This window comes from Bacillus sp. TSO22 (assembly GCF_020223595.1).
Classification (GTDB): domain Bacteria; phylum Bacillota; class Bacilli; order Bacillales; family Bacillaceae; genus Bacillus; species Bacillus inaquosorum.
This window is the reverse complement of the sequence record NZ_JAHAWO010000004.1, coordinates 611,496-627,357: the sequence shown is the minus strand read 5'-3', so window position 1 is coordinate 627,357 and position 15,862 is coordinate 611,496. Positions and strand designations below refer to the sequence as shown.

Here is a 15,862-nt window from a genome sequence, read left to right as displayed (position 1 = left end):
TTGTTGCATTTACAATATAAATGAAGATGAAGGAGGCTGCGTAAAGTGAATTTTGTCTATTTAAGCCATAATAAAAACGCCTCCCTTAACGATGGTTTATCGCTAAGAAAAGCGTCATGAACAACTAACGGTTACTCGTGGGATGCAATCACGCAATCCTCCGAAACTGGTGTAATGATTGATTCATATCTCGAAATATCGGGCTTTAGCGCCTAGCACTCTTCAGGCTTACCTGCATTCGTTGCTGTTCTAAAAGAAGAACCGCAGCCGCATGAGGCGATGGCGTTTGGATTGTCGATGGTGAAGCCGCCGCCGAGCATGGATTGTTTATAGTCAATCACGGTGCCGTTCATGATATCAAGGCTTTCTTTGTCAACAAGAACCGTGATGCCATGCTGATCAAACATACTGTCTTTTTCGCCTTTTTCATGCTCAAAGCCCATGCCGTAAGAAAGGCCGCTGCAGCCGCCGCCTTTGACGCCGACACGCAGAAACGCGTTTTCTTCTTCATGCTCTTTCATCATTTCTTTTATATGCAAAGCTGCTGCTTCTGTAATTGTTACCGGGTTGCTCATCTTTGTGAACCTCCTTTTAAAAACCGGATGCTGTCTTTTATTATAAACATGATCGGTTCAATTCTCAAACAAGGTGTTTTACAAAAAATAGACACCTTCACAAACGGTCTCAGCCGGCCCTGTCATCATCACATGGCCGTTGTCCTTCCAGTTAATCACCAAGTCTCCGCCTGCTAAATGCACAGTGATGTCTTGATTTCGTTTTGATACGCCGTTTAACACTGATGCGACCGCCGCTGCACACGCTCCTGTCCCGCATGCCTGAGTAATGCCTGATCCCCGTTCCCAGACGCGGAAATGCAGTTCATGTTCATTCACGGTTTCGACGAATTCCACATTGATGCCTTCCGGAAATCTTGGATCTTTCTCAATCACCGGCCCCAGTGTCGTCAGGGGTGCCTGTTCAATGTCAGCGATCGGAAAAACGATATGCGGATTTCCCATTGAAACAGCAGTGCCTGTTAGTTCGGCTTCACCAAACGTCATCGTTTCATTGATCGTGTGCTCTTCCCCGCCGCCAAGCATTGGGAGCTCGGCTTTTGTCAGGTGCGGTTCGCCCATATCGACAGTGACAACATTCACTTTTCCGTTTTCAGCTTGAACCTCCGCTTTCACAAGCCCGGAGAGGGTTTCAATCAGAAAAGATGTTTCCTCAACCAGCTTATGCTCATACGCGTATTTTGCGACGCAGCGCAGGCCATTGCCGCAGTTTTTCCCTTCAGACCCATCATTATTAAAAATCCGCATTTTGACAGGCGCTTGATCTGAAGGGCATATCAGGATCATTCCGTCAGAACCGATCCCAGTATAAACAGAAGAAACCTGAACTGCAATCTCAGACAGTTTTTCTTCCGGAAGCTGTTCTTCAAATTGATTCACATAGATATAGCTATTTCCCAGGCCGTGCATTTTGGTAAATCGAAATGAGTTCATAGGTGCCTCCAACTTTTTTTCTTTTACTTAGTATAAAAGCTATTATAAACGGACACAATACAATTATCCCCCGTTTTTCATACATAAAAGCTCCTTGCACTGACGCAAGGAGCTTTTATCGTTTATATAAACATGCCGGCAATGGCTGCGCTGAGCAGATTGGCTAATGTTCCCGCTAGAACAGCCTTCAAGCCTAGGCGTGCGATATCTGAACGGCGGCTCGGCGCTAAACCGCCAAGTGTACCGAGCATAATCGCAATTGATGAAAAATTGGCGAATCCGCATAATGCGAAACTGATAATGGTAGCGGTTTTCTTAGAAAACTCGCCGATGTGCGGACCGAAGTTAGAATAAGCAACAAACTCATTCAGCACCAATTTCTGGCCGATATAGCTTCCTGCCTGCAACGCTTCATGCCAAGGCACGCCAATCAAAAAGGCGATTGGAGAAAACACATAGCCGAGGATAGATTCTAACGTGACGCCTTTTAAGCCGAACAAGCTGAAAACTCCGCCAAGAATACCGTTTACCACGGCGATTAATGCAACGAACGCAAGCAGCATCGCTCCAACGTTTAAAGCAATTTGCAGGCCTGTTGACGCTCCCTTTGCAGCTGCGTCAATGACATTGGCTGCGCCTTCGCCTTCATCCATTTTGAAATCGCTTTTTACGGTTTGGGGCTTTTCCGTTTCGGGTATAATCAATTTACCGAAGACAAGACCCGCGGGAGCAGCCATAAAGCTGGCCGCAAGCAAGTATTCAATCGGAATACCGAGAAGCGCGTACCCAAACAAGGTTGAACCCGCAACAGCCGATAGACCGCTCGTCATGATCGTGAACAATTCAGAGCGCGTCAGCCCTGCAATAAGGGGTCTGATCACTAACGGAGATTCAGATTGTCCTACAAAAATATTAGCAGCAGCTGCAAGAGATTCCGTTTTGCTTGTCCCAAGGAGCTTCGACAATCCGCCGCCAATGACACGGAAAATGAGCTGCATGATTTTTAAATGATATAAAACGGCGATCAGTGCTGAGAAGAAAATGATAACGGGCAGTACACTTAATGCAAATGCCGGACTGTCACCGACTTTCAGAAGCGGTCCAAAAATAAAACTGATGCCTTCATTTGCGTAATCAATCAGAAGCTGTACACGGCTTGAAAACCATAAAAAAACAGCGCGTCCCGCTTCCCATTTCAACACGATGTATCCAAACGCCACCTGTGTGCATAAACCAATGATGACGGTTCTTATCTTAATATTGCTTTTCTTTTCTGAAAATAAAAACGCGATAGCAATGATCGCAACTGCGCCGAGCAGCCCCCACAGAACACTCATGAATACACCTACACCTCTTAACATTTTATTTAAAAAAATATCTTTTATACGATAACAATAATATTTTTTGATGTCTACACATTTTTTAGTTCTTTTGTACGGCAAAATAAAAAAGGGCCTGTCCAGGCCCTTTTCTTCAAAACATTGGATTTTCTTCAATAAATGTATATATATTCTCAACAAGCTCAGCAGGCGTTTCACCCATGACGACTTCTCCGTTTACAAGAGCGAAAAGCGACTCCATGCATGTCCCGCAGTAGCTTAAGCAGCCGTATTCGAGAACATCCAGGTTTGGGTCCTTCTCCAAAATCGCCCGGGCTTCCTGAGAGCCGTGAGCCAGATTGCTGACACAAAATTCAATCATTGGATTCATGCGGTTTCACCTCACATATGTCCATTATCGCGAATTTTTTACCATTCGTCAAAGATAACAGATTCATCAAAATTTATTATCGTAACATATCATTCCTTGAATAACGTTTTACTAATTTGTGATTAAAGGCTAATTTGTAGGTTATTTTGAAACTATTATTGTGATTTTAGATCAAATTCGATATAATTCTAGATGTTATTTTACATAGTTCGTATTTTCTTCAATGTGTCTATCATACTCTTCGGATTAAAGGGGAATTCAAATGAAAAAATTGGTCTTGATCGGCGGAGGTTACGGGAACATGCGTGTTCTTCATCGCTTATTGCCAAACCAGCTGCCTGATGATGTTTCAATCACGTTAATTGACAGAAATCCTTATCACTGCTTGAAAACAGAATATTATGCCCTTGCCGCAGGCACAATTTCTGACCATCATATCAGAGTGTCATTCCCAGAGCACCCTCGCCTGGATGTCCAATACGGTGATATCTCATCAATTGATATTGCACAAAAACAAGTGCTGTTCCAAGATCGTGAACCGATTTCTTACGATGACGCCGTGATCGGGCTCGGCTGTGAGGATAAATATCACAACGTGCCGGGAGCGCCTGAATTCACCTACAGCATTCAAACCATCGACCAGTCCCGCGAAACCTATCAAAAGCTGAATAACCTGAGCGCTAATGCCACTGTCGCCATTGTCGGAGCGGGCCTTAGCGGCGTTGAGCTTGCAAGTGAATTGAGAGAAAGCCGTGATGACCTGAACATTATTTTGTTCGACCGCGGCAATCTCATTTTATCAAGCTTTCCCGAGCGCTTGAGCAAATATGTGCAAAAATGGTTCGAAGAGCACGGTGTCCGCATCATTAATAGGGCAAATATCACTAAAGTAGAAGAAGGCATTGTGTATAACCACGATGATCCGATTTCTGCAGATGCCATTGTATGGACAGCCGGCATCCAGCCCAACAAAGTCGTCAGAGACTTAGATGTGGAGAAGGACGCACAAGGGCGTATCGTATTAACGCCTCATCACAATATTCCTGGTGATGAACATCTGTACGTAGTCGGCGATTGCGCCAGCCTTCCTCATGCACCGAGCGCCCAGCTGGCAGAGGCTCAAGCAGAGCAGATTGTCCAAATCTTGCAAAAACGCTGGAATGGAGAAGCCCTTCCAGAATCAATGCCGCAGTTCAAGCTGAAAGGCGTTCTCGGTTCACTCGGAAAAAAAGCCGGCTTCGGTCTTGTTGCTGACCGCCCGCTGATCGGCCGTGTTCCGCGTATGCTGAAATCCGGCTTGCTGTGGATGTACAAACACCATAACGGTTAATGATAGAGAAGAACCGCTGATCATATCAGCGGTTTTCTGCATACCCATGCTTCTCCATTTCCTCATAAACGTCTTTTAATTTCGGATTGCCTTCACCGACAATTTTGCCTTCTACGAGCACAAGCGGATAAAAATACTCGTCATTTCTGATTTTCTCCGCAAGCTCTTTCGCATGTTCATTGTCAGGCGGCTCATGAATATCGATGTATTGCATCATAAAAGGCTGATTTGGATATTTTCTTTTCAACGCTGCCTCAAGCCATTCGTATGTATCCTTGGCCGTCGGCATATTGACACAGCTTGCACAAACGGTTTCTGCCCCGTACACGCTGAGCATGACTGGTTTTGTCACTGATAAACCCTCCTTCTCCTTTCTATTCAGTATACAGAGCCAAGAGACATTTTTATAGAAAAAAACCGTTTTTGTGTTCAAGTCTGAATGTGCTATAATAGGGAAAGCAACTTTGCAAACCAAACAATAGATTTTTATTGTTACACTGAATATAATGGTTTTATGACGACGAAAGGAGCGAATGTCATGACTGAAGTTGAAATGAAAGAACAGGTGCAGGAAGTACTGGACAAACTTCGTCCGTTTTTACTTCGTGACGGCGGTGACTGTGAGCTTGTAGACGTAGATGAAGGTATCGTAAAGCTTCGTCTTCTAGGCGCATGCGGCAGCTGCCCAAGTTCAACAATTACGCTGAAAGCCGGAATTGAACGCGCTCTTCTTGAAGAAGTGCCGGGTGTTGTTGAAGTAGAACAAGTCTTTTAATAAAGCAGCCAGGCTGATATTTCCATCAGCCTGGCTTTTTTTTTAGAGATATTGATCAAACCATGAGCTGATATAATTCAGGCGTTTGATCCGCTGTCCCGGGTGACCGCTGCGTGACAAATTGTGCGATGCTTTCGGAAAACGGACGAACATGGTTTCCTTGCCCATTTTTTTCAAGGCAATAAATAGCTGCTCAGCCTGCTCGATCGGACATCGGTCATCTCGCTCGCCATGCAGAATCAAAAGCGGTGTCTCGACATTTGCTGCGTACTTTATAGGGGAACGGTCCCAGAGCTTTTCTGTGTCTTCAAACACGTCATGCTCAAGCTGCCAGTCTGTGAAGAAGTAGCCGATATCACTGACGCCGTGAAAGCTGATCCAATTTGATATGGAGCGCTGGGTGACGGCAGCTTTAAAGCGGTTCGTCTGCCCGACGATCCAGCTGGTCATAAAGCCTCCGTAGCTTCCTCCCGTGACACCGAGCCGCTTCGGATCAATCTGCGGATCTCGTTTGATAGCCTCGTCCACAGCCTGCATCACATCCTCATAATCCTTTCCTCCATAATCTCCTCTGACGGCATTCACAAATTCCTGCCCGTAGCCGTGGCTTCCTCTCGGATTGATATAAACTACCGCGTACCCTTTCGCCGCCAGCACTTGAAATTCATGAAAATATGTATTCCCGTACATCATGTGCGGTCCGCCGTGTATGTTGAGAATAAGAGGGTATGATGTCTCATCTTCCGCCTGTGCAGGCTTCATCAGCCAGCCGTTCACCGTCACGCCGTCTTCTGTGACAAATTGAATATCTTCAGGTATTGAAATCGCATGCTCGCCGACAAACTTGTCATTCGCGCCAGTCAGCCGTTTCTCTTCCTGCCCAAGCGGGATGCTGTATAGCTCGCTCGGTCTGTCCGGCTTTGTCACACTGGCAATAAAGTGTTGTTCGTCAGGTGAAATGGAAAAGCTATTGACGTACTCTTTTTCGAGACGAATCGGATACACAAGGCCTTCAATCGAAATATAATAGATTCCCGTGCTGCCTTGATCTGTGCCGATAACATAAAACCCTTGGCAGTCTTTCGTCCAAACCGGGTGCTGTTCGGCACCTCCGATCAATGAATCTCCAATCAGCGCATCCGCTAAATGAACGTCCAGCATCTCAGTCAGACATGTGAGGCGGTCTTGTTCGGTATCATAGAGCCACGCCTTTTCGAGCGTTGCATTATGATATTCCTTTTCATGCCCAAGCAAAGCAAGATACCTTCCGTCCGGTGAAAATGAACTTGGTCCGAATGAGCCGCGATGAGGTGTAATCTGCTTAAGATCTCCAGACTCCAGCGACATGATATAAACATCATGCGGCTTGCTGGCATCATCCGTCTCAATCAAATTAGCTGAGAAAACAAGCCATTTGCCATCAGGAGAAAAAGCAGAGTCGCCATGATCGGCTTTGTGATTTGTCAGCTGCTTCACCTTACCAGACTTCACGCTGACAAGCACAAGCTGGGCATGCGCACCTCTCGTCAGCCCTTTGCCGTCCCGTTTATAGGATAGACCCTGCACTTCAATGGGTTCAAAGCTGTCCGGCTCCGTTTTCTCTTGGTCATCAATACTTTCCCCCTCTCCCAAACTGACAGTGACAAGCACCGATTCGCCATCCGGGGACCATATTGGTTTTGACACGCCATACGGGATATCAGTCAGTTTTCTCGCTTCTCCGCCTTCAGCGCTCATGATATACAGCTGTGCCGCATCGCCTTCACGATCAGATATAAAGGCAAGCGTGCGCCCGTCCGGAGACCATCTTGGGTCAGTGCTCCGCTTTTTTCCGTGTGTCCAAGGAACAGATCTGCCCGTTTTCGTTTCATAGATCCATATATTTGATGTATACGAATCTTTCTCTTGGTTCACTTGTGACTTCACATATGCGGCACGGCTGCCGTCTGGGGCATATTGAGGATCGGTCACAGAGACAATCGCTGTGATGTCTTCTGCGGTTATCAGCTTTTTCATTTTCATCTCCTCCTTTTTACAAGTATTTCGTTTTTCTAAATAAAAACTCCTTTATCTCCAGCAGAAAAAAAGCGCCCTCCGCTGACGCTGAGGAACGCTTGGCATGATCTATACACTTTTTACTTGATATAAAGGATTTCGCTCTATTATACTTCCCTCTTTCGGAACGGTCAAAGCGTCAACTTCACAATGAGGGAAATGAAGCGCGAGCTGTTCTTTCAGCTCTTCTCCCTTTCCTTTTTCAGTCATGACGAGAATCGTCGGGCCTGCCCCGCTGAGCGCCGTTCCATAGGCGCCCTTCATCTCGGCGACATGTTCTACCTTGGACAACTCAGGGACAAGCATCGCCCGGTACGGCTGATGAAACATATCCTTCTTCATGATTTTCCCGACGAGCGCCCAATCCTTGGACATGATCGCAGCGATGAGTATATTGCTGACGGCACTTCCTTTTACGGCGTCGGCATATGGAAACTCTTTCGGAAGCACGTCTCTTGCGTCTCTTGTCAGCACCTCGTAAAAAGGAATGACAACGACAACGTCAATGTCAGCATCTGGGACGCGGATCATTTGTGTCTCGTCTTCTTCATGCAGGCCAATGACAAGTCCGCCAACGAGAGAAGCGCCCGCATTGTCCGGATGTCCTTCTTCAAGACTGGCTAAATGCAGCTTGTCCGCTTCAGACAGCTTTAAGCTGCATAATTCATCAGCCAGTTCAATGGCCGCTACAATCGCCGCGGCGCTGCTGCCAAGGCCGCGTGCGAGCGGAATGTCGCTCCACACCTTCACATGGACAGGCGGCATTTCTTTGCCGTACAAATCTGCTGTCCGTTTTGCCACTTGATAGATCATATTATCTGTACCCGCCGGAATTCCGGCGACTGTTTCTGTTTCAGCTTCAAAAGACCATTTGTCGCTTTCAAAGACGGTCAGCTTCAAATATCTGCTGAGCGCCATTCCGACTGAATCAAAGCCGGGGCCTAGGTTAGCCGTGCTTCCGGGAACAGTGACAGTGAACAGCATGTCGGCTTCGTTCATACACGGGCCGCTCCTTTTACATATTCAAGGATGCTGTCTTCATCAGTCGGCAATGTGACAGGCTTGATTTCCGAAATGTCGACCGCTGTGTTCGGATCTTTCAGTCCGTTTCCTGTTAACACAGCAACGACCTTGCTGCCTTTTGGTATTTCTCCGGATTTCACCTGTTTCAGCACTCCTGCGATAGACGCGCAAGAACCCGGTTCTGCAAACACGCCTTCTTCACGGGCGATCAGCTGATACGCGTGAAGAATTTCATCATCAGTGACTTCGTCAATTTTCCCATTGGATTCCTCAGCTGCTTTTACAGCTTTGTCCCAGCTTGCCGGGTTTCCGATACGAATGGCCGTTGCTATTGTTTCGGGATTTTCAATTACTTCATTGCGCACGATTGCCGCCGCGCCTTCTGCTTCAAAGCCGCGCATTTTCGGAAGGCCTGTGCCGTTTTTCTCATGATATTCCTTGAAGCCCTTCCAGTACGCAGTGATGTTTCCCGCGTTTCCGACCGGGATCGCTAACACATCCGGCGCTTCTCCCAGCTGCTCGCACACTTCGAAGGCAGCTGTTTTTTGGCCTTCTATGCGGTAAGGGTTAACTGAGTTGACAAGGGCAATCGGTGATTTCTCACAGATGGAACGGACAATTTTAAGCGCATCGTCAAAGTTTCCGTCAATTGCAATAATCTCGGCTCCGTACATGACAGCCTGAGCGAGTTTACCAAATGCGATTTTGCCGTTCGGGATGATGACGATGCATTTCATGTTAGCGCGGGCTGCATAAGCCGCCGCAGCAGCGGAAGTGTTTCCTGTTGACGCACACATAATCGTGTCGTTGCCTTCTTCTTTTGCTTTCGCCACAGCCATGACCATTCCGCGATCTTTAAATGATCCCGTAGGATTGACGCCTTCTGTTTTGACATGAAGTTCAATTCCGAGCTGCTCAGACAGCTTCGGCAGGTGAATAAGAGGTGTGTTTCCTTCATGTAAAGTAAGCGCCGGTGTTTGATCTGTTACAGGTAAAAAATCTTTATATTGATGGATAAGTCCTTTCCACATTAGCTCCAACCGTTCCCTTCTACACGATATGTGCTTTTGACTTCTTGAACGACTTCCAAATCATTTAGGTTTTGCAGGATATCACTGAAATCAGCTTCAGATGTATGGTGTGTCACAATCACGATTTCGGCTAACTCATCATGGCCTTTAATCGGCAGCTGAAGGATCTTTTCAAAGCTCACGCCCCGTTCGGAGAACACAGACGTAATTTTCGAGAATGAACCGACCTCATCTTTTACATGAATTCTTAAAAACTGCTGTGCGTAAATGTCAGACGGCGATTTCATATTTTTCTCATATTGCGGCCCAACAAAGCTGTTGCCGGTTACGCCGAGGCGCATATTTTTCATGACAGCGACAAGGTCAGAAACAACAGAGGTCGCAGTCGGCATGCTTCCGGCTCCCGGTCCGTAGAACATCGTCTCACCGACAGCCTCGCCGTATACATAAACGGCGTTAAATTCATTATGAACAGCAGAAAGCGGGTGGTGGTCAGGAAGCAGTGTCGGCTGAACACTGACTTCAATTTTGCTGCCGTCACGCTGAGCAATCCCGATCAGCTTCATCGTATAGCCGAGGCGTTTGCTGAAGCTGATGTCCTCGTCTGTAATTTGGGAGATCCCCTTTACTTTGACGTCTTCCAGATCCACGTTCATTGAGAAGCCGAGGCGCGCCAATATCGCCATTTTCCGTGCGGCGTCAAGCCCTTCCACGTCTGAAGTCGGATCAGCTTCGGCAAAGCCGAGATCCTGCGCTTCCTTGAGCACTTCCTCGTAAGGGCTTTTTTCTTTAATCATTTTTGTTAAGATAAAGTTCGTTGTTCCGTTCACAATCCCCATCATTTTTGTAATCCGGTCTGATGAGAGACCTTCCTCTAACGTACGCAGAATCGGAATCCCGCCGGCAACACTGGCTTCAAAGTAGATATCACAGCCATTTTCCTTCGCTTCCGCAAGCAGCTCAGAGCCGTACACAGCCATTAAATCCTTGTTTGCTGTGACAACATGCTTTTTCGATCTCAGCGCGTCGAGCAAATATTGTTTTGTCTGTTCAACTCCGCCGATCACCTCGATGACGACATCAACATCTGGATCATCGATGACATCATACACTTCGGTCGTGAGCACTTCCTTTGGCAAATCTACTTCTCTCTTTTTCTCTAGATCTTTTACAAGCACTTTTTTTATCGTAACCGGACAGCCGACCTGATGCATCAGCTTATCCTGATGGTCTTGAATAATTTTAACGACACCGCTTCCGACGGTACCTAAACCTAAAAGCCCTACACGAATCGCTTTCAAAAAAACTCCACCTTTCTATTGATTGTCCTCTTGAAAAAGACAATTGTTAACTCAACACAGACATATAAGTTACAAACATTATATAAGCCCTCTCCTGTTTTGACAAGACAGCAATCGGCTGAATTTTACGAATGTAAACGCTTAACACATTGATATGACAAGATTCTTTATTTTCTAATTATTTTTGTCAGATTTTCTCCTCACCCTGGGCTGCCTTTGCCGAGCCAGCTCACGCGGGGAACAAATGGCTTCTGTGCCCGCATATTCATGAATTCCTGCGCTGTATTGAGAAATTGCTCATAGCGGCCGCAGTCGCTAAGAATGAAGTCAAGCTGCTCTTCATAATAATGCGTTTCTGATTCTGACGACATGTAGTAGCTCTCCACGATTTCAAAATAATGAAGCGGGAAGAGCAGGCGGCTGTACAGAAGACGTTTCGAAAACGAAGACAGCGGCGTGACCTGCCCGTATTCCTGTAAAAAGAGAAAGCCCTGCTGATTAAAATCCTGTCTGTGATGCAAAAACGTATGTCGCATATATTCAGCCAAATCGCGTGAGGCGTGGTCAAAAACCCAATCCGCCGGAATCCTAAGCAATGATTCGGATGACCATGTATGTCTTTCCATCCGCTGATGGCATATCGTTCCTGAATCAGCGGCTTGGGGCTTGTCATCCAGCTCAGTGTCCACTAAATATTGTATCGCGTTTTCTGACAGTCCTAAATAATATGGAAATGACTCGATCATTTTTTTATCGAATGGCTCGTGCGGAGGGGTATGAACCTTTCGCTGCCAAAACGCTTCCAACTGATCAATGCGTTTTCCCCACAGATCCTTCCACTGGCCGATTCTTCCGGCTGCCTTCACTTCATACGGATACCCTCGGCCTTTTCGGTGAAATTCCGCCAGCTCCGCTCCAATAGAGAACGCCCGGTTTGAAACAGGGGGTGCCGCCTTCAGCAGAGCGTACGTTTTTCCTTCATGTTCAAACGTTAGCTCACCTTCTTTTGTAAAGATAAAAACCGAAACGTATGGGTCACTTTGTTCTTGTAAATACTGACTCATGTAATAAAGCTCCGCCAGTTCCGTATCTGAGAATTGGGAAACGGGGACAATCAGAAAGAATGAATTCGGCGTCTGAAAGCATTGATATGTGTGCTGGTACATGGAAAGCTGCCTGATATGAATACCGTATTTTTCTTTTATTGTACCTTTCACAATGATCACCTGCCTGTAGAATTAGGGCTCATCACATCGTAGTCATACACGTCCGGAATTATGAATACATATTTTAATCCGACGAAGGCGCAAGAAAAAGTCGTAAACATCTCAAACATTTTGTATAAACTAGTAAAAAAGATTGGGTGAAGCTGATGTCAGAAAACGAACAAATCAGTCAGATGGAAGCAAAAGCAAGAGCACGGATGAAGGAGCGCGGCGTTGAGGTGTCAGACATTGCCGAGCTTGTCTTTTTTCTGCAGAAAAAATATCATCCGGATTTAACCATTGATGAATGCACGTTGAACGTCAATCGCGTTCTCGCAAAACGCGAGGTGCAAAATGCGATTTTAACGGGCATTGAATTGGATGTTCTTGCTGAGCAGAAAAAACTGTCTGAACCGCTGCAAACGATGCTGGAAACAGATGAAAGCCTATATGGAGTAGATGAAGTTCTGGCATTTTCCATCGTGAACATTTACGGATCGATCGGGTTTACGAACTACGGCTACATCGACAAAGAAAAACCCGGAATCCTTACACATTTGAATGATAAATCAACCGGCGAATGCCATACCTTTCTGGATGACATCGTCGGTGCGATTTCCGCCGCGGCCTCAAGCAGGCTCGCACACCGCGCGCGGCACACAGAATAAGGGCACCCTTTTGGGGCGCCCTTTTTTAAATGTATGGAATCCATTCAGTCAGAGAGTCAATGGCATGAGTCGGTTTTTCCATATCGTCTGTCATATGCTCTCTTTTCGTTACGCCTGTGTGAACAAGCAGCGTATCCATACCGGCGTTAATGCCGGCCATAATGTCCGTCGCGTAGTTGTCGCCGACCATGAGTGTTTCCGACACATCTGTGCCGAGAACGCGCATCGCCTGCTCCATAATAATTGATTCCGGCTTGCCGATAAATACCGGCTGTACGCCTGTCGATACGGTTAATACAGATGTCAGTGAGCCGTTTCCAGGCAGAAGGCCTCTTTCAGTCGGTATCGCAATATCTCCGTTAGTGGAAATAAAGCGGGCGCCATTTCTGATTGCAAGGCAGCCGACAGCAAATTTTTCGTATGTAATGGAACGGTCAATACCAACAACGACAAAATCCGCGTTTTCCTCGCCAAACGTCAGGCCGTTTTCTTCAATCGCCTGGCGGATGCCTTCTTCCCCGATCACATACACAGACGCGTCTTTTTTCTGCTGGGCAATATGCTGGGCAGTCGCCATGCTTGTCGTAAAGACCTGCTCTTCTGTTGCCGGAATATCAAAAGACATAAGCTTGTCCGCCACCTGCTTCGGTGTGCGCGAAGAGTTGTTTGTCACGAAAAGATAAGGAACGCCGCGATCTTTCAGCGTTCTGACAAATTCACACGCTTCCTCGATTTTTTCCGTGCCATTGTACATTGTTCCGTCTAAATCAATTAAATACCCTTTATATGTTTTCATTTCCAACACTCCAGTTGTTATTTAAACGCGGAAACAGGACCAAGCTCTGTTTCCAAGTAGCTTCTGATCCGTTGCGGGAAGTCTTGCAGAGCTGTCTGATGTGCCGTAATCAGCCTGTAAAGCTCGGCGCTGTCAGCGAGCAGGTACTGCTGAACCAATGTTTTGCGGTAGGCGATCAATTTTTTGAGCTCAATTCCCTCTTGTTCTGTGACAACTTTTTCATCAACAAGTATGTCCATAATGTCATCATAGCTGCCCGGGTCCCGCATAATAAAACCGTCAATCATGTCATTGCCTGTATCCAGAATGCATTCGATTAGCAAATGGCCTATACGCTGAAGCGCCAGTCCCCCGATTTCAGACTGCCAGTCTGTTTGTGAGTTAAAAAGCGCCAGCTGGTGCTCAAAGAACCCAAGTGTTTGCTCGATCTTGTTTCTGTCAACAAAATACATGACAGCATCCCCTTTGTGTATGTTTATTTTCTGATCCGTTTCAAGACAAAATACGCACAGCCGAAATTGCAGTATTCGTAAATGTATTCATCTAATGTACTGATTTTCGTTTCGAAGGTTGCCTTTTGATTCTGGTCGTCAAAGAAGCCCTTGAGCCTAAGCTGACCGTATCCCCAGTCTCCCACAATATAATCGTATTTATTTAAAATATCGGAGTAGCGGGCTTTAAAAGCCTCTTCGTTGAAGCCGTCTTTGAAATTGTGCACCAATTCAAATTCGGCATTTTGAATAAGAATCATGATCTCACCTCTTTTTCACTCATTCCTATCATAATTCATTGCCCCGTCCCCATCAATTGCTAAAGAATAAATCATGCGATTTGGCTACCCTACACATAAGGAGGGATTTATAAATGAAACCAACTGCTGTCAGCCTCTGCCTGTTGGCCGGTCTTTTATCCGGATGCGGAGGCGCAGGATTAGATAATGCCGAGCAAAATGTCCAAAATCAGACGCAGAGTCAAACCAGGCCCATTCATGTGTCTGACCGCAACGAGGTTTTTAACCGGCATGATGAGAACGAACAATTTGGCTATGTCCGTTATCAAAAAGAACAATTTGACGGCGAACAGCAGGAAGCACCGGTGATGAATCGGGAAGAAACCGCTCACATCATATCAAGTTTAACGGTTCAGCTCCCTCATATTCAAGATGCTGCCACACTGGTGACCGATCGAGAAGCGCTTGTCGTGTACAAAACCGATTCAAAAAACCGCGGGCTGACCGCCGATCAGGTGAAGAAAACGGCGGCTTCTGTGATACCGCGATACTATCATGTGTATATTTCTGATAATCCAAACCATATGCAATCCATCGAAAATTACAGCAATCTCGGTTCCGGTTCAAGGGATATTAGAGAGATCATGTCGGGGACGATTCAAGAAATGAAAGCCTCCCCTCAAGGAAGCCCTGTCTCAGAGAATGAAAATGCCAACGGAGAAACCCGTCAGGACATGAAAATCGATAGGAATGACAAAAACGCCAGATGATCTGGCGTTTTGGCATTATGCTTGTGCTTGACGCTTTTTAGATGCTTCGTTCACCTGTTCATCCGCATGGTAAGATGAACGGACAAGCGGACCGGCTTCGCAGTGGCTGAAGCCTTTTTGCATTGCGATTTCCTTTAATTCTGCAAATTCATCAGGGTGATAGTATTTTTGGACTTTTAAGTGTTTCTTTGTCGGCTGCAAATATTGGCCGATTGCCATAATATCCACGTTGTTTGCCAAGAGGTCGTCCATGACTTCAATAATCTCTTCTTTCGTTTCGCCGAGTCCGATCATGATGCTTGATTTTGTCGGAATGTCAGGCTGCATTTCTTTCGCACGGCGCAAAAATTCCAACGAACGGTCGTACGTCGCACGCGCGCGAACTCTTGGCGTCAAGCGGCGAACCGTTTCGATATTGTGATTCAGGATGTCTGGACGTGTATCCATTAAGGTTTTCAGGTTATCATAATTTCCGCCCATATCAGACGGCAGCACCTCAATTGTTGTGAACGGGCTTTTTCTGCGGATCGCACGGACAGTTTCCGCGAAAATGCCTGCTCCGCCGTCTTTCTGGTCGTCACGCGCAACAGCCGTAATGACCGCGTGTTTCAGATTCATAAGCGCGACAGAATCCGCTACGCGTTCCGGCTCTTGCAGATCAAGCTCAGTTGGAAGGCCCGTTTTGACAGCACAGAAACGGCATGCTCTTGTACAAACAGAACCTAAAATCATAAATGTCGCTGTACGTCTGACCGCCCAGCATTCATGAATATTCGGACATTTTGCTTCTTCGCATACGGTATGCAGGTTGTTTTCCCGCATGAGTTTTTTGAGGCCTGTATAGTTTTCATTTGTATTTAATTTGATTTTGAGCCATTCGGGCTTTCTGAGGTGTTCGTCTTTCTTTGCCAATTCCCATCATCTCCAATATCCAATATACTCAATTTCTGACACGAAACA

At 46.3% G+C, this 15,862-nt stretch carries 18 protein-coding genes; 4 read left to right on the top strand and 14 right to left on the bottom strand.

Annotated features, from left to right (window positions below):
* Positions 1–212: 212 nt before the first annotated feature.
* The 4 genes from KHQ79_RS08145 to KHQ79_RS08130 form a co-directional block, all read right to left on the bottom strand.
* Positions 213–575: a HesB/IscA family protein gene (locus KHQ79_RS08145; protein WP_225514756.1), complete on the bottom strand. Its 363-nt coding sequence runs from the start codon at positions 573–575 to the stop codon at positions 213–215.
* A gap of 78 nt (positions 576–653) precedes the next feature.
* Complete coding sequence (gene dapF, locus KHQ79_RS08140; protein ID WP_225514755.1) at positions 654–1,508, bottom strand: diaminopimelate epimerase; 855 nt, start codon at positions 1,506–1,508, stop codon at positions 654–656.
* A 122-nt stretch (positions 1,509–1,630) separates the two neighbouring features.
* Entirely contained in the window at positions 1,631–2,845 is a 1,215-nt protein-coding gene (locus KHQ79_RS08135) for a NupC/NupG family nucleoside CNT transporter (protein ID WP_019259367.1), read from the bottom strand.
* A gap of 136 nt (positions 2,846–2,981) precedes the next feature.
* On the bottom strand, positions 2,982–3,218 hold the full coding sequence (locus tag KHQ79_RS08130) for a YuzB family protein (protein WP_003222913.1): 237 nt from the start codon (positions 3,216–3,218) through the stop codon (positions 2,982–2,984).
* Positions 3,219–3,480: 262 nt separating this feature from the next.
* On the opposite strand from KHQ79_RS08130, the gene KHQ79_RS08125 reads away from it, so the two are divergent.
* A complete protein-coding gene (locus KHQ79_RS08125; protein ID WP_003240960.1) occupies positions 3,481–4,548 on the top strand; it encodes an NAD(P)/FAD-dependent oxidoreductase in 1,068 nt (355 codons plus the stop codon).
* Between the two features lie 25 nt (positions 4,549–4,573).
* On the opposite strand, the gene KHQ79_RS08120 is transcribed toward KHQ79_RS08125, so the two are convergent.
* Positions 4,574–4,900 carry a YuzD family protein gene (locus KHQ79_RS08120; protein WP_225514753.1) on the bottom strand — a complete coding sequence of 109 codons (327 nt, stop codon included), beginning with the start codon at positions 4,898–4,900 and terminating at the stop codon, positions 4,574–4,576.
* A gap of 87 nt (positions 4,901–4,987) precedes the next feature.
* Between KHQ79_RS08120 and KHQ79_RS08115 the strand changes: the two genes are divergently transcribed.
* Positions 4,988–5,323, top strand: coding sequence for a NifU family protein (locus KHQ79_RS08115; protein ID WP_010886606.1), 336 nt, complete (start codon positions 4,988–4,990; stop codon positions 5,321–5,323).
* Positions 5,324–5,365: 42 nt separating this feature from the next.
* Here the strand turns inward: KHQ79_RS08115 and KHQ79_RS08110 are convergent, their stop codons facing one another.
* The 5 genes from KHQ79_RS08110 to cotNH all read right to left on the bottom strand — a co-directional run bounded on the left by KHQ79_RS08110 (position 5,366) and on the right by cotNH (position 11,953).
* Positions 5,366–7,339 (bottom strand): S9 family peptidase, encoded by a 1,974-nt coding sequence (locus KHQ79_RS08110; protein ID WP_225514751.1) that lies wholly within the window; start codon positions 7,337–7,339, stop codon positions 5,366–5,368.
* Between the two features lie 108 nt (positions 7,340–7,447).
* Entirely contained in the window at positions 7,448–8,377 is a 930-nt protein-coding gene (thrB, locus tag KHQ79_RS08105; RefSeq protein WP_225514749.1) for a homoserine kinase, read from the bottom strand.
* The gene (thrC, locus tag KHQ79_RS08100) at positions 8,374–9,432 is read right to left on the bottom strand and encodes a threonine synthase (RefSeq protein WP_060400055.1); all 1,059 of its coding nucleotides are present in this window, start codon (positions 9,430–9,432) and stop codon (positions 8,374–8,376) included. The genes thrB and thrC overlap by 4 nt, the downstream gene beginning before the upstream one ends.
* Positions 9,432–10,733: a homoserine dehydrogenase gene (locus KHQ79_RS08095; RefSeq protein ID WP_003240951.1), complete on the bottom strand. Its 1,302-nt coding sequence runs from the start codon at positions 10,731–10,733 to the stop codon at positions 9,432–9,434. The genes thrC and KHQ79_RS08095 overlap by 1 nt, the downstream gene beginning before the upstream one ends.
* 200 nt (positions 10,734–10,933) lie before the next feature.
* A complete protein-coding gene (gene cotNH / locus KHQ79_RS08090) occupies positions 10,934–11,953 on the bottom strand; it encodes a spore coat-associated protein CotNH (protein WP_225514861.1) in 1,020 nt (339 codons plus the stop codon).
* 152 nt (positions 11,954–12,105) lie between these two features.
* On the opposite strand from cotNH, the gene KHQ79_RS08085 reads away from it, so the two are divergent.
* The gene (locus KHQ79_RS08085) at positions 12,106–12,606 is read left to right on the top strand and encodes a phosphatidylglycerophosphatase A family protein (RefSeq protein WP_003240947.1); all 501 of its coding nucleotides are present in this window, start codon (positions 12,106–12,108) and stop codon (positions 12,604–12,606) included.
* A gap of 25 nt (positions 12,607–12,631) precedes the next feature.
* Here the strand turns inward: KHQ79_RS08085 and nucF are convergent, their stop codons facing one another.
* Genes nucF through KHQ79_RS08070 form a run of 3 tightly spaced genes read right to left on the bottom strand, consistent with a single transcriptional unit; the run spans position 12,632 to position 14,153 of the window.
* Complete coding sequence (gene nucF / locus KHQ79_RS08080; RefSeq protein ID WP_133486148.1) at positions 12,632–13,402, bottom strand: 5' nucleotidase NucF; 771 nt, start codon at positions 13,400–13,402, stop codon at positions 12,632–12,634.
* A gap of 17 nt (positions 13,403–13,419) precedes the next feature.
* The gene (locus KHQ79_RS08075) at positions 13,420–13,854 is read right to left on the bottom strand and encodes a DUF86 domain-containing protein (protein WP_225514747.1); all 435 of its coding nucleotides are present in this window, start codon (positions 13,852–13,854) and stop codon (positions 13,420–13,422) included.
* A 23-nt stretch (positions 13,855–13,877) separates the two neighbouring features.
* Positions 13,878–14,153 carry a YutD family protein gene (locus tag KHQ79_RS08070; RefSeq protein ID WP_003228682.1) on the bottom strand — a complete coding sequence of 92 codons (276 nt, stop codon included), beginning with the start codon at positions 14,151–14,153 and terminating at the stop codon, positions 13,878–13,880.
* A gap of 113 nt (positions 14,154–14,266) precedes the next feature.
* Between KHQ79_RS08070 and KHQ79_RS08065 the strand changes: the two genes are divergently transcribed.
* Positions 14,267–14,902: a YhcN/YlaJ family sporulation lipoprotein gene (locus KHQ79_RS08065; protein ID WP_225514746.1), complete on the top strand. Its 636-nt coding sequence runs from the start codon at positions 14,267–14,269 to the stop codon at positions 14,900–14,902.
* 15 nt (positions 14,903–14,917) lie between these two features.
* Here the strand turns inward: KHQ79_RS08065 and lipA are convergent, their stop codons facing one another.
* Positions 14,918–15,814 carry a lipoyl synthase gene (gene lipA / locus KHQ79_RS08060; protein ID WP_003222888.1) on the bottom strand — a complete coding sequence of 299 codons (897 nt, stop codon included), beginning with the start codon at positions 15,812–15,814 and terminating at the stop codon, positions 14,918–14,920.
* Between the last annotated feature and the right edge of the window lie 48 nt (positions 15,815–15,862).

Bases quoted from the DNA above. Each gene is read 5' to 3' on its own strand.
- KHQ79_RS08130 (WP_003222913.1), bottom strand. From the start codon at position 3,218: ATGAATCCAATGATTGAATTTTGTGTCAGCAATCTGGCTCACGGCTCT.
- KHQ79_RS08065 (WP_225514746.1), top strand. From the start codon at position 14,267: ATGAAACCAACTGCTGTCAGCCTCTGCCTGTTGGCCGGTCTTTTATCC.
- KHQ79_RS08115 (WP_010886606.1), top strand. From the start codon at position 4,988: ATGTGCTATAATAGGGAAAGCAACTTTGCAAACCAAACAATAGATTTT.
- thrB (WP_225514749.1), bottom strand. From the start codon at position 8,377: ATGAACGAAGCCGACATGCTGTTCACTGTCACTGTTCCCGGAAGCACG.
- nucF (WP_133486148.1), bottom strand. From the start codon at position 13,402: ATGAAAACATATAAAGGGTATTTAATTGATTTAGACGGAACAATGTAC.
- KHQ79_RS08085 (WP_003240947.1), top strand. From the start codon at position 12,106: ATGTCAGAAAACGAACAAATCAGTCAGATGGAAGCAAAAGCAAGAGCA.
- KHQ79_RS08110 (WP_225514751.1), bottom strand. From the start codon at position 7,339: ATGAAAAAGCTGATAACCGCAGAAGACATCACAGCGATTGTCTCTGTG.
- KHQ79_RS08070 (WP_003228682.1), bottom strand. From the start codon at position 14,153: ATGATTCTTATTCAAAATGCCGAATTTGAATTGGTGCACAATTTCAAA.
- KHQ79_RS08125 (WP_003240960.1), top strand. From the start codon at position 3,481: ATGAAAAAATTGGTCTTGATCGGCGGAGGTTACGGGAACATGCGTGTT.
- KHQ79_RS08135 (WP_019259367.1), bottom strand. From the start codon at position 2,845: ATGAGTGTTCTGTGGGGGCTGCTCGGCGCAGTTGCGATCATTGCTATC.
- KHQ79_RS08145 (WP_225514756.1), bottom strand. From the start codon at position 575: ATGAGCAACCCGGTAACAATTACAGAAGCAGCAGCTTTGCATATAAAA.
- dapF (WP_225514755.1), bottom strand. From the start codon at position 1,508: ATGAACTCATTTCGATTTACCAAAATGCACGGCCTGGGAAATAGCTAT.
- thrC (WP_060400055.1), bottom strand. From the start codon at position 9,432: ATGTGGAAAGGACTTATCCATCAATATAAAGATTTTTTACCTGTAACA.
- KHQ79_RS08075 (WP_225514747.1), bottom strand. From the start codon at position 13,854: ATGTATTTTGTTGACAGAAACAAGATCGAGCAAACACTTGGGTTCTTT.